Source organism: Streptomyces sp. bgisy130, assembly GCF_057708345.1.
Genome location: NZ_JBYISA010000033.1, coordinates 1 through 15,502, shown reverse-complemented (window position 1 = coordinate 15,502; position 15,502 = coordinate 1). Strand labels below are relative to the sequence as shown.

11 protein-coding genes and 1 pseudogene are annotated in these 15,502 nt (G+C 71.3%); 4 read left to right on the top strand and 8 right to left on the bottom strand.

The window, feature by feature from the left end; all coding sequences use genetic code 11:
* Positions 1–12: 12 nt before the first annotated feature.
* The 3 genes from AC3EUV_RS30170 to AC3EUV_RS30160 all read left to right on the top strand — a co-directional run bounded on the left by AC3EUV_RS30170 (position 13) and on the right by AC3EUV_RS30160 (position 2,028).
* Entirely contained in the window at positions 13–849 is an 837-nt protein-coding gene (locus tag AC3EUV_RS30170) for a helix-turn-helix domain-containing protein (RefSeq protein WP_435604297.1), read from the top strand.
* A complete protein-coding gene (locus AC3EUV_RS30165; RefSeq protein ID WP_435604296.1) occupies positions 846–1,040 on the top strand; it encodes a DUF397 domain-containing protein in 195 nt (64 codons plus the stop codon). The genes AC3EUV_RS30170 and AC3EUV_RS30165 overlap by 4 nt, the downstream gene beginning before the upstream one ends.
* 220 nt (positions 1,041–1,260) lie before the next feature.
* A complete protein-coding gene (locus tag AC3EUV_RS30160; RefSeq protein WP_432145067.1) occupies positions 1,261–2,028 on the top strand; it encodes a MerR family transcriptional regulator in 768 nt (255 codons plus the stop codon).
* Positions 2,029–2,153: 125 nt separating this feature from the next.
* On the opposite strand, the gene AC3EUV_RS30155 is transcribed toward AC3EUV_RS30160, so the two are convergent.
* From AC3EUV_RS30155 to AC3EUV_RS30120, 8 genes and pseudogenes are all read right to left on the bottom strand, one after another.
* Positions 2,154–3,368, bottom strand: a complete 1,215-nt coding sequence (locus AC3EUV_RS30155; protein ID WP_432145066.1) for a serine hydrolase domain-containing protein — start codon at positions 3,366–3,368, stop codon at positions 2,154–2,156.
* A 125-nt stretch (positions 3,369–3,493) separates the two neighbouring features.
* Positions 3,494–3,970: pseudogene (locus tag AC3EUV_RS30150) on the bottom strand (energy-coupling factor ABC transporter ATP-binding protein); the annotation flags it as partial.
* A gap of 108 nt (positions 3,971–4,078) precedes the next feature.
* Positions 4,079–5,302 (bottom strand): hypothetical protein, encoded by a 1,224-nt coding sequence (locus AC3EUV_RS30145; protein ID WP_432145065.1) that lies wholly within the window; start codon positions 5,300–5,302, stop codon positions 4,079–4,081.
* A gap of 656 nt (positions 5,303–5,958) precedes the next feature.
* Complete coding sequence (locus AC3EUV_RS30140) at positions 5,959–6,729, bottom strand: energy-coupling factor ABC transporter ATP-binding protein (protein WP_435604295.1); 771 nt, start codon at positions 6,727–6,729, stop codon at positions 5,959–5,961.
* Positions 6,717–7,478 carry a cobalt ECF transporter T component CbiQ gene (cbiQ, locus tag AC3EUV_RS30135; RefSeq protein ID WP_432145063.1) on the bottom strand — a complete coding sequence of 254 codons (762 nt, stop codon included), beginning with the start codon at positions 7,476–7,478 and terminating at the stop codon, positions 6,717–6,719. The genes AC3EUV_RS30140 and cbiQ overlap by 13 nt, the downstream gene beginning before the upstream one ends.
* Position 7,479: 1 nt before the next feature.
* Complete coding sequence (locus tag AC3EUV_RS30130; protein ID WP_432145062.1) at positions 7,480–8,613, bottom strand: energy-coupling factor ABC transporter permease; 1,134 nt, start codon at positions 8,611–8,613, stop codon at positions 7,480–7,482.
* Between the two features lie 234 nt (positions 8,614–8,847).
* Positions 8,848–11,115, bottom strand: a complete 2,268-nt coding sequence (locus tag AC3EUV_RS30125; RefSeq protein ID WP_435604294.1) for an MMPL family transporter — start codon at positions 11,113–11,115, stop codon at positions 8,848–8,850.
* Positions 11,116–11,233: 118 nt separating this feature from the next.
* Positions 11,234–11,806, bottom strand: a complete 573-nt coding sequence (locus tag AC3EUV_RS30120; protein ID WP_432145060.1) for a TetR/AcrR family transcriptional regulator — start codon at positions 11,804–11,806, stop codon at positions 11,234–11,236.
* Positions 11,807–12,059: 253 nt separating this feature from the next.
* On the opposite strand from AC3EUV_RS30120, the gene AC3EUV_RS30115 reads away from it, so the two are divergent.
* Complete coding sequence (locus AC3EUV_RS30115) at positions 12,060–15,395, top strand: S41 family peptidase (protein ID WP_435604322.1); 3,336 nt, start codon at positions 12,060–12,062, stop codon at positions 15,393–15,395.
* The last annotated feature ends 107 nt before the right edge of the window (positions 15,396–15,502 follow it).

The following is a 15,502-nucleotide window of genomic DNA, read 5'->3' as shown; positions in this document are numbered from 1 at the left end:
GGTGAAAGCCCTGTGAACCGCAAGGACTTGGTACCGGAGAGCAGCCCGCAGGCCGCCTTCGGGGCGCGCCTGCGCAGCTCGCGGGAGGCGCGCGGCTGGACGCAGGACGAGTTGGCCGAGCGGATGGGATATTCCAGTACACATGTCTCGGCGGTGGAAACTGGACGCAAGCCTCCGACTCTGCGCTTTTCGCGCAGTGCCGACCGCACGTTCGGGCTTGAAGGCACCATGGACACCTTCGAGCGCGAGTGGCGCGAGATCCGGCACGGCAGCCTGTTGGAGGGATTCCCTGAGTACGTCGGCCACGAGGGCCGGGCGGCGGAGATCCGACTGTACGAAGTGGGCATCGTCCCCGGTCTGGTCCAGACCCCGGAGTATGCGTCCGTACTCGCCGGGAGTTACGTCAAGCGCGGAGCGATCACGCCGGAGCAGGCGGACGAGCGGGTGTCGCTCGTAGCGGAACGACAGGCGACGCTGGTGCGTACGCCACCGCCGCTGGTCTTCGTGGTGCTGGACGAGAGCTGCCTCCGTCGACCCATCGGCGGACCCGCCATCATGGACGCCCAGTTGGCGCGGCTGATCGAGTTCGCCGAGCATCCGACCACGGTGCTCCAGGTCGCCCCCTTCGACTTGGGGGAGCGTCGACCGTTCGACCTGCCGATCACTTTGCTGACGCTGCCGGACCGCTCGCTGATGTCGTACGCGGAGTCGGCCCAACGGGGCCATCTCGAACGGGAAAGCACCTCGGTACTGCCCATACTCACGGCCTACCATCAACTACAGGCCGACGCACACTCCCAGGCGGCGTCCGTGGCCATGATCAATGACTTACGAAAGGGTATCTCGTGACCGACTCCCTCCGATGGGTCAAATCCTCGTACAGCAACAACGGCGGACAGTGCATCGAGTGGGCACCGGAACACGCGGCAGCCACCGGAGAGTTCAAGGTCCGCGACAGCAAGAACCCCAGCGGCCCGCATCTCACCCTCACCCGAGGGGCGTTCGCCGGGCTCGTGGAGTTCGCCCAGCACCACGGGTGACCGTTCTTCCTCTGCACCCCGAGTGCCCGGCCCTCGCCAAGCGGCGGGGGCCGCTGTCGTTGCTGTGCGTTCAGGACGGCGCCGTGCCGGGCGCGAAGCCGAGAACCGGGGAACCGGGGGAGCCGGATTCCGGGGTTGAAGTTGTCGTTGCGGCAGCTTCTACCGTCCTGAACAGGGCCGGAGAGACCGGCCCGGTGACGCGTTCGTGATGGAGGCGGCGATGGACTGGCCGATCGCGGAGGTTGCCCGGATGTCGGGTGTGACCGCCCGGACCCTGCGGCACTACGACGAGATCGGCCTGCTGCCGCCTGCCCGGATCGGGGCCAACGGCCACCGCTACTACGAGGAGCGCCAGCTGCTTCAGCTTCAGCAGATTCTCGTACTGCGGGCGCTGGGCGTAGGACTTCCCGAGATCGGCCGGATCCTGGCCGAGCAGGTCGACGAGGTGGAGGCCCTGCGCGGCCACCACCGGCGGCTGCTCGCCGACCGGGACCGGCTCGACGCCCTGGCCGGCACCGTCTCCCGCACGATCGCCGAACTGGAGCAGTCCAGGAAGGACGGCAGAACCATGACCCGCATCAACCGGCCGGAGAACCTGTTCGAGGGCGTGCGGCCCGCCCTATACGAGGAGACTCTGCATGACTTCCCCGAGCATGCCGAGGCGGTCGCCCGCAGGGTCGCCGCGATGACCCCGCAGGACGTCGAGGCCGGACAGCGCGAGCGCACGGCGCAGATGATCCGGCTGGCCGAGCTGATGGCCGCGGGCCACCCGGCCGACGCCGAGCCGGTGCAGGCCGAGATCGACGCCCAGTACCGGGCCCTGGCCCAGCTGCGGGCCGGGGCCGTGTCCACCGAGGAGTTCCGCGCCATGGGACGCTCCTGCGTGGACAACGACGCCTGGCACGCCGCGTATGAGTCGATCACACCGGGGCTGGCCGCGTACCAGCGGGACGCCATGGAGGTGTATGCCGCTGCCCGGCTGAGCTGAACCGGGGCCGGGCCGCCGCGCGGGAACCGGCCCGCAACAGCGGCCCCCTGCCTGTCCCACCGACAGGCGCACCTCGCACGGCCCTCAGGCGCCGGGCGAGGTGCTGCCCGTTCGTGAACGCCGGATCAGCCGGCCGCGTGGGAAACCGCGGCAACGGCCCGCAGCAGCGCCTGTGCCCGCGGATCCGCCGTGACATTCCGCTGCATGCCGTTGGTGACGTATCCGAATGCCAGGCCGCTCTCGGGGTCGGCGCAGGCGAGTGCGCCGCCGCGGCCCGGGTGGCCGAAGGAGCCGGGCGCCAGGAGCGGGGAGGCCGGTCCGTGGAGCATGAAGCCCGGGCCGAAGCGGGTGTGGAGCAGGAGGGTGCGGTCGAGGCCGGCGGACTCCTCGGTGCGGGCGAGGGTGAGGGTCGCGGGCGCGAAGAGCCGGGCGCGGCCGTCGACGGGGCCGATGAGGGCGGCGTAACAGCGGGCCAGGGAACGGGCGGTGGCGATGCCGCCCGAGGCGGGCAGCTCGGCGGCCCGGTAGGCGGGCGCGTTCTCGTCGGGGGCGGGGGAGATCGCGGCGAAGGCGCGGCTGGTGAGCGAGTCCGGATCGGCGTAGGCGTCGGCGACGGACTGCTTGGGGCGGACCCGGAGGCCCGACGCGGCGGGCGGGGCCGGGGGCTCGACGGCGGCGAGCCGTCCGACGCGGGACCGCGCCGCCTCGGGCAGGCCGACCCACAGGTCGAGGCCGAGCGGCCCGGCTATCTCGTCGGCGATCCAGCTGCCGATGGTGCGGCCGGTGACCCGCAGCACCAGCTCGCTCAGCAGCCAGCTGTAGGTCTGCGCGTGGTAGCCGTGATCCGTGCCGGGCTCCCAGGCGGGTTCCTGGGCGGCGAGCGCGGCGGGGCCGCTGACGCCGTCGATGGCCTGGTCCGGGGTGAGCGGGGTGTCCAGGACGGGCAGTCCGGCGCGGTGCGAGAGGAGATGGCGGACGAGTACGCGTTCCTTGCCGGCGGCCTTGAACTCGGGCCAGTACGTGCCGACCGGCGCATCGAGGTCGAGCTGTCCGCGCTGGTGCAGCAGCAGCGGGACGACGGCGGCGATGCCCTTGGTCGCGGAGCGGATCACCTGGGCGGTGCCGGCCTCCCAGGGCGCGGCCGTCCCGTCAGCGGCGCCGTCCCCGTCCTTCGTACCGGCCCACAGGTCGACGACCTTGCGCCCGTGCCGGTAGACGGCGACCGCCGCGCCCCGCTCGCCGCGCCGCGCGAAGTTGGCCATGAAGGCGTCCCGGACCGGCTCGAAGCCGTCCTCGACCGTGCCCTGGACGTCCACCACTGACTCCCGCTTCCCACTCATCCGTCGCTTTGGTGACCCATCCATGGTGCAACGCGCGGATCAGTGCTCATGACCAGGACCGCGGGCCGTGGCCTTCGTCACATGCGAAGGGCGGGGGCAGGGGCCGGGAGCGGCTCAGCGGTGGGTCACAGGGGGACGTCGACCGATCGCGGGTCGAAGCCGAAGGTCAGCTCCAGGCGGTGGGTGCGCCAGTTCCTCGTCGCACAGGAGGTCCTGGGTGGTGCCGTCGGCGACGAGCACGCCGCCGGAGAGCACGACGGAGCGCGGGCACAGCTCCAGCACGTACGGCAGGTCGTGGGTGACCATCAGGACGGTGACGTCCAACGACCGCAGGATGTCGGCGAGTTCGCGGCGGGAGGCGGGGTCGAGGTTGGAGGACGGCTCGTCGAGGACCAGGATCTCGGGGCGCATGGCCAGGACGGTCGCCACCGCGACCCGGCGGCGCTGGCCGAACGAGAGGTGGTGCGGCGGCCGGTCGGCGAACTCCGCCATGCCGACCCGGGTGAGCGCCTCGGTACCCGCTCGTCCAGTGCGGCGCCGCGCAGCCCGGCGGAGGCCGGCCCGAAGGCGACGTCCTCGCGGACGGTGGGCAAAATCAACCGTCGGCCTTCACCACCCACAACAGGTGATGAAGGCCGACGTGACACAGGGGTCCGACCATTTACCAACAGTGCCGACGGTGCCGGTCGGGTCGCCGCAGTTCCTCGGGGTCAGGACACATCCACCGGGCTGGAGCAGTTCTTGGGCAGCGAGCCACCCTGATGCGCGGTGGCGATCGAGGTGATGCCGCCCGTGCCGCTCGACGCGGGGATCTTCTGCTTCACCGGGTAAGTCCAGGCGTGGCTGGTTCCGGCGTCAAAGGTCCAGTAGCCCGTCACGGCGACCACCGGCTGGGACAGCGTCACCCACCCGTAGTTGCCCGGCTTGATCGGGACCTGCGTAGTGAACGTTTCGGCGCTGGACGAGGTGTCGGCATGGCTGTAGTTGAACTCCTGAGTCAGAGTCAGCTCGAAGCCGACACCGAAGGGGCTAACCTTCGCCGTCTCGGCTGCGCTGATCCTGAAGCCATACGTGTTCGAATAGCCGGTGGTGTTGCTCGTCGCGTAGCTTTCGGTCACAGGTTCGTCGTAGGTGTTGTGCCATGCCTTGCCAATACAGCGCCCCGGGCCGGCCACGATCTCTTCACGGCTCTTCGTGTACGTGCACGCGTTGGAGATCGACGCACTGGTCGCGCCGCCGCACACGGAGCGGATCTGGTACTGCACCGCGAGGCTGTCCACCGTCTCCTGGTGCGCGCTGTCAAAGGCCCAGGTCTGATTACCCCCGTTGTTGCAGCCGTAGTCGTTCACCCAATTCGCCGAGTTGACCACCGGCCACGAGGTCAGGTAGTCCATGCAATTACCCGACCCCAGATTGCTGAGCTGATAGCCGGTCGTCTGACCGCTGGTAGCGGAGGCGCGGGGAGTCAGCGCCCACAACTGCCACTTGCTGCTTGCGTCGCACGACTCCTGGGTGACGGGGTGGATCCGGTTCCAGTGGTCGTACCAGCCCTGCGCCTGCAGGCAGTTACCGTCATCAGCGATGATCTGGAAAGAACCGTCGCTCATCGTGTACAGCTTGAATTGCTGGTTGCCGGGATTCGACGAGTCCGTCCCGTACACGTTCGCGTACTCGCCGGTGCCGGTTCTCCCTCTGAACATGTCAAGCGTCTTACTGCTGTCGCCAGCAACATAGATGTGGCCGACGGGCACTGTCATCCCCGCCGGCACCTCCTTCACCGCACGCGCCGACACGCTCAGCCCCGTTGTGGCTTCCGCACCGGGCATGAGCCCGAGAAAGGGAGCCGATATCGCCAGCACCGCCCCCATGGTGAGGGTGACCAGCCTGCGAGTCCTGCGCTCACGAAGGCGCCGCCACCATTCACTCATCGCCACCCTCAACACTCTCCCGCCCATCACAACTCCATGCGTTTCATGGTCAGTGAGCAGCAAGCCAGTAACTGGGCCTGGCACGTGCCAGGGAACGGACCGGCGTAATGCCCCGAAGACCATTTATTTCGTCCGCAACGTAACAGCTGCCAGCTGCCATCGGACGATGCCGTCCACAGAACTGAGGAGGGATCAGCCCGAGTATCGCCGGGCAATATCAAGAGTCGAAAGGCTGCTCACCTCGGGTAGTTGAGGTGAATAGTTGCAAACTCTCGCTGCTTTGCGGGCCCGCGAAGGCACTGTATGCGCATCGCCTCAGGGTCGGAGGTCAGCCTCGATCCATTCACCGACGGCCGGTCCAGCATCCGGACATGAAAGTGGAGATGCCTCTTGCCGAGCGGGGGCGGCTTTTGCAGATGGCCCGCGAGAAGGTACGCATCAAAGGCGCGGACAACCGGCGGGGGGAAACCAGCCGCCAAGGTGCCGACGCTGGTCGCGGCAGTGTACGCCGGGGCGGACAACAGGGAAGAAACGACCGGCTGCGGCACGGAGCAGTGCCGCAACTCCTCGGCCGGATCCGGGCCCCCTCGGCACTGGGCACGTTCCTGCGCTCCTTCACCCACGGCCATGGGCTGCAAGTTCACGCCGTGCTGCGCGGTCGGCTACCGGGGAACGCTCACCGATCGCGGGTCGAAGCCGAAGGGCAGCTCCAGGCGGTGGGTGCGCATCAGTTCCGCGTCGCACAGCAGGTCCTGGGTGGTGCCGTCGGCGACGAGCACGCCGCCGGAGAGCACGACGGAGCGCGGGCACAGCTCCAGCGCGTACGGCAGATCGTGGGTGACCATCAGGACGGTGACGTCCAACGACCGCAGGATGTCGGCGAGTTCGCGGCGGGAGGCGGGGTCGAGGTTGGAGGACGGCTCGTCGAGGACCAGGATCTCGGGGCGCATGGCCAGGACGGTCGCCACCGCCACCCGGCGGCGCTGGCCGAACGAGAGGTGGTGCGGCGGCCGGTCGGCGAACTCCGCCATGCCGACCCGGGTGAGGGCCTCGGTGACCCGCTCGTCCAGTTCGGCGCCGCGCAGCCCGGCGGAGGCCGGTCCGAAGGCGACGTCCTCGCGGACGGTGGGCATGAACAGCTGGTCGTCGGGGTCCTGGAAGACGATGCCGACGCGGCGGCGGATCTCGGCGAGATGTTCCCGGGCGACCGGGAGCCCGGCGACCGCGACGCTGCCGGCGCCCGCTTCGAGGATGCCGTTGAGGTGCAGGACGAGGGTGGTCTTGCCGGCGCCGTTGGGCCCGAGCAGGGCGACCCGTTCGCCCCGGCCGACGGTCAGGTCGACGCCGAAGAGCGCCTGATGGCCGTCCGGGTAGGCGTAGGCGAGCCCGGAGACGGCGAGGGAGGGGGGCGTGGTGGTGCTCAAAGGGTCCATCCCAGGAGGCAGACGGCGAGCGCGGCCAGCGGGAGGGCGGCCGCGCGGGTCCATTGTGTGCGGGTGGTGGCGCTGCCGTCGACCACGGGCATGGTGCCGGTGTAGCCGCGGCTGACCATCGCGAGGTGGACCCGCTCCCCGCGCTCGTAGGAGCGGATGAACAGCGCACCGGCGGACTTGGCGAGCACGCCCCAGTGACGGATGCCCCGCGCTTCGAAGCCGCGGGAGAGCCGGGCGATCCGCATCCGCCGCATCTCGTCGGTGATCACATCGCCGTAGCGGATCATGAAGGACGCGATCTGGACGAGCAGCGGCGGCATCCGGAGCCGCTGCAGGCCCAGCAGGAGTTCCCGCAGCTCGGTGGTGGACGCGAGCAGCACGGACGCGGCGACGCCGAGCGTGCCCTTGGCGAGGATGTTCCAGGCGCCCCACAGCCCGGACTCGCTCAGGCTCATGCCGAGGACGGCGACCCGCGGCCCCTCGGCGACGAACGGCATCAGCACGGCGAAGGCGACGAACGGCACCTCGATCAGCAGCCGCTTGAGCAGGAACCCGGCCGGGACCCGGGCGGCCCCGGCGGCGGCCGCGATCAGCAGTGCGTACAGCCCGAACGCCCAGACCGCCTCGCGTGGGGTGGAGACGACGACGAGGACGAAGCCGAAGACCGCCGCGATCTTGCAGTGCGCGGGCAGCGCGTGGACCGGCGAATGCCCGTGCCGGTAGAGCTTGTGCGCGTGTCCGGCACCCATCTCAGACGTTCTCCGTCGGGCGCCCGGCAGCCGCGTCGGGCCGCCCGGCGGTGGCGGCGCTCCGGCGGCGGCGCAGCACGACGAACACGCCGGTGCCCACGGCCAGCGTCGCGCCGACGCCGATGACCCCGGCGAGGCCGCCGGACAGCCGCGGGTCGGTGATGTCCTTGACGCCGTAGTCGGCGAGCGGGGAGTCCTTGGCGGCGTGGTCCTCGGTCTTGCGGTCGATGCCGTGGTCCTGGGCGACCTTCTCCAGGCCGTCGGGGCTGGCGGAGGCGTAGTAGCTGAGGCCGCCCGCGCACACCAGGGCGGCGGCGAGTCCGGCGAGCCAGACGCGGCGGACGGAGCGGCGTGCGGGGGCCGGGGTGGCGGCGGCAGCGGGTACGGGGGCCGGCTCGGCCGCGGGGGTGCCGTCGGCCGGGGTGGCGAGCGGCGTGGTCCGCAGCTCCAGCGGCTTGGTCAGGCCGCGCGCGCCGTAGACCAGGTCGGGGCGGACGGCGATCACGGCGCCGACCGTCAGGGCGGTGATCGCCGCCTCGCCGATCCCGATCAGCAGATGCACGCCCACCATGGCGGTGAAGACCTTGCCGAGCGGCACGTCGGCGGTCCCGCCGAGCGCATAGAGGCCGGTGAAGGCGACCGCGGCCGCGGGCACCGAGAGCAGCGCGGCGACGAAGGAGGCGACGGTGACCGAGCGGCGCCGCCGCGGCAGCACCTTCACCAGCCCCCGGAACAGGCCGTAGGCGACCACGGTCGTCACGATCGCCATATCGGTGATGTTGACGCCCAGCGCGGTCAGCCCGCCGTCGGCGAACAGCACGCCCTGCATCAGCAGCACCACCGAGACGCACAGCACGCCGGTGTACGGGCCGACGAGGATCGCCGCGAGCGCACCGCCCAGCAGATGTCCGCTGGTGCCCGCCGCGACCGGGAAGTTCAGCATCTGCACGGCGAAGATGAACGCCGCGACCAGCCCGGCCAGCGGCGCCGTACGCTCGGCGGCGGCCGCACCGGCCGGCCCGGTACCCGCCAGCTCACGCCGGGCACCGCGCAGGCTGACCGCCACCGCGACCGCGGCGACGACTCCGGTCGCCGCCGATACCGGCGCATTGATGAATCCATCGGGTACGTGCATCTCGGCTTCTCCGCTTCAGGCGCTGCAACCAGCCAATGGTGGTGCCTCCTGCAAATAAGTTGCAAGAGCGCCCATGATGCGAAACGGTCTCGGCGCCGCTCGAAGCGGGGTCCCATCTGGGGACCCTCGCTCCGGTGGCACATATGCACGAACGGGCGGAAGCCGGGCCGCCCACCCGTACCCAGCACGGCACGGCCGCCGGCGGGTGGCCGGCGGCCGTGCGGGGGTACCGGGTCAGACGCGGGCCGGTTCGCGCCGCTGGTCCGTGTCCGGTTCGTTGGCGTCGTCGGCCCGGTCGCCGTCCGTCCCGGCGAGTTGCCGTCGCAGGCCCTCCCCTTCGACGTCCACGTTCGGCAGCAGCTTCTGGAGCCACCGGGGGAGCCACCAGGCGCTGCGGCCCAGCAGGGCGAGGACGGCGGGGACGAGGGCCATGCGGACGACGAAGGCGTCGAAGAAGACGGCGATGGCGAGGCCGAAGCCGATCATCTTGACCATGGAGTCGGTGGAGCCGATGAAGCCGGCGAAGACGCTGATCATGATGACCGCGGCGGCGGTGACCACCCGGGCGCCGTGCCGGAAGCCGGTCACGACGGCCTCATCCGGGCGTTCGCCGTGCACGAAGGCCTCCCGCATCCGCGTGACGAGGAAGACCTCGTAGTCCATCGCCAGGCCGAAGACCACGCCGACCAGGAAGATCGGCATCATGCTCATGATCGGGCCGGTCTGCTCGACGCCGAACAGGCTGCTCAGCCAGCCCCATTGGAAGACCGCGACGACCGCGCCGAGCGCCGCCACCACTGAGAGCAGGAAGCCCAGCGCCGCCTTGAGCGGGACGAGCACCGAGCGGAAGACGACCATCAGGAGGACGAAGGCCAGGCCGACGACCAGCGCCAGGTAGGGCAGCAGGGCGTCGTTCAGCTTCTGCGAGACATCGATGTTCATCGCGGTGGTGCCGGTGACCAGGGTCCGGGCGCCGGTGTCCGTGGCGATGCCGGCCGTCGTGGAGCGGATATGCTCCACCAGCTTTTCGGTCTCGGCGCTGCTGGGCTGGGACTTCGGGACGACGGTCAACATGGCGGTGTCACCGGCCTTGTTGAAGGTGGCCGGGGTGACCACGGCGACGTCGTCCAGGCCGCGCACCTCCTTGGCCACCCGTGCCGCCGCGGACTTGGCGGTCTCCCCCTTGTCCGCGTCGCGGCCGTCGACGACCAGCATCAGCGGGCCGTTGAAGCCGGGCCCGAAGCCGTCCGACAGCAGGTCGTACGCCTTGCGCTGGGTGGTGCTGGTGGGCTGTGAGCCGTCGTCCGGCAGACCCACCTCCAGCGAGGCCGCGGGGATCGCGACGGCGCCCAGGCCGACGACCCCGGCGAGGAGCACCGCGACCGGGCGGCGCAGCACGAAACGCGCCCACCGGGTACCCATGTTGGGCCGCTCGGCGGCGGCCGTCTGCCCGGTCCCGTCGCGCCCGTCACCGGTGGCCTCGCGTGCCTTGCGGGGCAGCACCCGCTTGCCCGCGAAGCCCAGCAGCGCCGGGATGAGGGTCAGGGCGATCAGTACGGCGATGACGACGGTGCCGGCCGCGGCCAGGCCCATCTTCGTCAGCATCGGGATGTTGACGACGGCGAGGCCGACCAGCGCGATGACCACGGTCAGTCCGGCGAAGACGACCGCGGAGCCCGCGGTGCCCACCGCGCGTCCGGCGGCCTCCTCCCGCTCGCGGCCCTCGGTGAGTTCGGTGCGGTAGCGGGAGACGATGAACAGGGCGTAGTCGATGCCGACGGCGAGGCCGATCATCATGGCCAGCGTCGAGGTCGTGCTGGAGAGGTCGAGCGCGCTGCTCAGCGCGGTGATGGTGGAGACGCCGATGCCGACGCCGATCAGCGCGGTCAGCAGCGGCAGTCCGGCCGCGATCAGCGCACCGAAGGTGATCACCAGGACCACCGCGGAGACCGCGATCCCGATGATCTCGGTGCTGCCGGTCTCGGGGACGGCCTGGAGCGCATTGCCGCCGATCTCGACGGTCAGCCCGGCCTCCCGGCCGTCCTTGGCCGCGTCCTTGAGGGCGTCCTTGGAGTCGTCGGTCAGCTCGAAACCGGTGACCTTGTAGGAGACCTGGGCGTAGGCGGTGCGCGCGTCCTTGCTGAGGGTCTTGGCGCGGTACGGGTCGGCGACCCGGTCGACCTGGCCGGAGCCCGACTCCAGGGCGTGCACGGTCCGTTCGACGGCCGCCTTGTTCGCCGGGTCCTTCATCGACTCGCCCTCGGGGGCCTTGAAGACCACCCGGGCGGTGGCGCCGTCGGCGTTGGTGCCGGGGAACCGCTGGTCGAGCAGGTCAAAGGCGCGCTGGGCCTCGGTGCCGGGGACCGAGAAGGAGTCGGCGGCGGGCGGGGCGGCGGTGGCGGCGCCGACACCGGCAACGGCCAGCAGGGCCACCCATATCAGGGCGACGAAGCGCCGTCTGCGGAAGGCGAGACGACCGAGTTTGTACAGGAAAGTAGCCATGAGGGCAGGTACTCCCGTCGGAGGAGAGGGCGTGCAGGGGCGTGCGCCATCGCCCCGGCGGCGAGAGCGGCGCACCGGGCACGGGGGCTCGGGGAAAGGGAGGGTCGGGCGGGTGGGGTCAGGCGCCGAGGGCGGGGAAGACCACGGCGTCGAGGTAGGCGGTCAGGAACTCGGCGTCGACGCAGCGGTCCTCAAGGAGCTGCCGGGAGATGAACGCGCCGATGAGCATGTGCGGGATGAACTGGAGCGCGGGGCAGTCGGCGGCGATCTCGCCGCGGTCGACGGCGCGTCGCAGCAACGTCTTCAGCCCGCTCATCTCGGGGTCGAGCAGCACGTCGCGGAGCGCCTGGTGCAGATCGGGGTTGGTGTGGATGGCCATCCCCAGACCGCGCAACAGGCCGGCGCGCTGCGCCAGATAACCGTCGTCGATGTGGCGGAAGAGTGCGGTGAAGTCCCCGCGCAGACTGCCGGTGTCCACGTCCTCGGCGTCGACCGGCTTGCAGCGGTGCAGTGCCCTGGCGACCAGCTCCGGCTTGCCCTTCCACTGGCGGTAGAGGGTGGCCTTGCTGGAGCGCGTGCGGGTGGCGACGGCGTCCATGGTCAGCGCGTCGTAGCCCACCTCTTGCAGCAGGTCGAGCACGCCTTCGTAGAGCTCGGCCTCCCGCTCGGGAGTCAGCCTGCTGCGCCCCATGGCACTCACCTTCCGTCGGACCGCACGATCGCCGCCACTCTACGAGCGAGCTGCGAACGAAACGGTTTCGTACACCTCGACCATACTCGCCGCGCTCAGCGAAACGAAACCGTTTCGACAGTGGCCTGTGTCACCCGATCGACTTGCCGCCGCTTGCCCGGCCCGAAACGATGGGTGCGTGAGCGATGTACCCGAGGCCGTCGGGCCACGCCCGGAGCCGAACCCCGCGAAGCCTCGCGGGCGGCTGCGCCGGATGCCGACCCGGCCGGACCCGCCCGGTGGCTCGTATCTGCGCTTTCCGCATCTGCACGGCGAGCTGCTCTGCTTCGCCGCCGAGGACGACCTGTGGATCGCCCCGCTCACCCCGGACGGCGAAGAACCCGGCCGCGCCTGGCGGCTGACCGTGGACCGCACCCGCGTCGGCCACCCCCGCTTCTCCCCCGACGGGCGGCAGATCGCCTTCACCACCTGGCGCAGCCTCGACCCCGAGGTCCATCTCGCGGCGGTCGAGGGCGGACCGGCCCGCCGGCTGACGTACTGGGGCAGCACCGACGCCCGGGTCTGCGGCTGGACGCCCCCCGACCACGAGGGCCGGTCCCACATCCTCGCGGTCTCCTCGCACGGCCAGCCCTTCTCGTACTACTCCTGGGCCTACAGCCTGCCCACCGACGGCAGCCCCGGCGGCCAGCTGCCCTGGGGACCGGTCTCCGACATCGCGGTCGCCGACATCGACGGGGAGCACAAGACGCTGCTGCTCACCGGCAAACCGCCGCACGAGCCCGCCTCCTGGAAGCGCTACCGGGGCGGTGCGATGGGCCGGATGTGGCTGCACGGCACCCGGCTGCTGCCGGATCTGCACGGGCATCTCGACTCGGTGATGTTCGTCGGCGGCCGGATCGCCTTCCTCTCCGACCACGAGGGCATCGCCAACATCTACTCCTGTCTGCCCGACAGCACCGATCTGCGCCGCCACACCGACCACGCCGACTTCTACGCCCGGCACGCCTCGACCGACGGCGAGCGGATCGTCTACCAGTGCGCCGGTGACCTCTGGCTGATCGACGACCTCGGCCCGGACGCGGCAGCGCGCAAGCTGGCGGTGCGGCTCGGCGGCCCGCGGGCCGGCCGGCGCAGCTACCAGGTCCCGGCCGCCGCGCATGTCACCGCGCTGGCGGTGGACGCGACCGGGCGGGCCAGCGCGGTCGGCGTCCGCGGCAGCCTGTACTGGCTCACCCACCGCGACGGCCCGGCCCGGACCATCCATGACGTCCCGGGCGTACGGGTCCGGCTGCCCGAAATGCTGGGCGCCAGCGGGCGGATCGGCTATGTCACCGACGCCGAGGGCGAGGACGCGATCGAGATCGCCAACCTGCCGCGGGCCAGCGCGCCCGGCGAGCCGCGCCGGCTGGCCGCCGGTGCGCTGGGCCGGGTCCAGGAGATGACCGCCGCCCCGGACGGCGAACGGCTGGCGGTGGCCTCGAACGACGGCCGGCTGCTGCTGGTGGACGTGGCCCGGCCCGAGGAGGGGGCGAGCGAGGAGGACGCCGCCGGCGGGGTCACCGAGCTGATCAGCTCGGTCAACGGCCCGGTCCGCGACCTGGCGTTCTCCCCCGACTCCCGCTGGCTGACCTGGTCGCACCCGGGCATCGGCCGGTCGCTGCGGCAGATCAAGATGGCCCGGCTGGCCGACCGGCACATCGTGGACGTCACCAACGGCCGGTTCGAGGACGAGCAGCCGGTGTTCACCCGCGACGGCCGCTATCTGGCGTTTCTGTCCTGGCGCGGCTTCGACCCGGTCTACGACGTGCACACCGGCGATCTGTCGTTCCCGCTGGGCTGCCGCCCCCATCTCGTCCCGCTGTCGTCGGCGACCCCGTCCCCCTTCGCACTGTCCCCGGAGGGCCGGCCCGCCGCGGGCGGCCTGGACCCGGACGAGATCCCGCCGGCCGGTGAGGGGCCGCTGCTGGTCGAGGTGGAGGGGCTGGAGAACCGGGTCACCCCGTTCCCGGTGGCGGCGTCCAAGTACTCCTCCCTGGAGCCGGTCAGCGGCGGCGGGCTGGTCTGGCTGCGCTGGCCGATCTCCGGCGCGCTGGGCGAAACCTTCGCCAACCCGGCCGAGACCTCGGGCCGCCCCACCCTCGAACACTTCGACCTGACCAAGGCGCGGCGCACCGAACTCACCAGCTCCCTGGACGGGTTCGCGCTCAGCGGCGACGGCTCCCGGCTGGTCGTCAACGACGAGGGCGAGCTGCGCGCGGTACCGGCGACCGAACAGCCGGACAGCGACACCACCGTCTTCCTGGACCTGCGGCGCATCCTGCACGACGTCGACCCGGTGGCGGAGTGGCACCAGGCGTTCGAGGAGGCGGGCCGGATCACCCGGGCGTACTTCTGGGAGCCGCGGATGTGCGGCATCGACTGGGACGCGGTACTGGCGCAGTACCGGCCGCTGCTCGACCGGGTCGCCTCCCCCGACGAGTTCGCCGATCTGCTGCGCGAGGTGATGGGCGAACTGGGGACCTCGCACGCCTACGTCACCGGCGCCCGGCGCAACGAGGGGCCGCCGCACTACCAGCGCGCCATGGGCCTGCTCGGCGCCAACCTGGTGTGCCGGGACGGCCATTGGGTGGTCACCCGGATCCTGCCCGGTGAGTCCTCGGACTCCAAGGCCCGTTCCCCGCTGGCCGGTACGGGCATCCGCGAGGGCACCGCGCTCACCCATGTCGACGGCCGCCCGGTGGACCCGGTGGCCGGCCCCGGACCGCTGCTGGCCGCGGCCGGCGGCACCACCGTCGAGCTCACCTTCTCCCCGCCGGACGGCGACGGCCCGGCCCGCCGGGTCGCGGTGGTCCCGCTGGTCGACGAACGGCCGCTGCGCTACCAGGACTGGGTGGCCAAACGCCGGGCGGTGGTACGGGAGTTGAGCAGCGGCCGGTGCGGCTATCTGCACATCCCCGACATGGGCGGCTCCGGCTGGGCGCAGTTCAACCGCGATCTGCGGATGGAGGTCTCCCGGCCCGCGCTGATCGTGGACGTCCGGGGCAACGCGGGCGGCAACATCTCCGAGCTGGTGATCGAGAAACTGACCCGCACCATCATGGGCTGGGACCTGACCCGGGACGCCGAGCCCGTCTCGTACACCAGCAACGCCCCGCGCGGCCCGATCGTCGCGGTCGCCGACGAGATGACCTCCTCCGACGGCGACATGATCACCGCGGCGTTCAAGCTCCAGGGCCTCGGCCCGGTGGTCGGCATGCGCACCTGGGGCGGGGTGGTCGGGATGACCGGCCGGCACCGGCTCGCCGACGGCACCGCGATCACCGTCCCGATGAACGCCGCCTGGTTCCGGCTCTACGGCTGGGACGTGGAGAACCACGGCGTCGAGGTCGACATCGAGGCGCTGCGCTCGCCGCTGCACTGGGCCGAGGGCCGGCATCCCCAGCTGGGCGTCGCGATCCGTACGGCGCTGGAGCTGCTGGAGCGGCATCCGGCGGCGATGCCTCCGGACCTGTCGGACGTGCCGGACCTGCGACGGCCGCCACTGCCGCCGCGGAGCGGAGAGGCGGCGGCGGAGGCGGAGGGGGCCTGACGCGTTCGGACCGCAGGCATCAACTGACCCATCAACTGACCCTGTGGAAACGGGAGGTGGGGGCCGGGTCCTCAGGGCGGGAGCACTGCAACAGGGAAAGGGGTGGG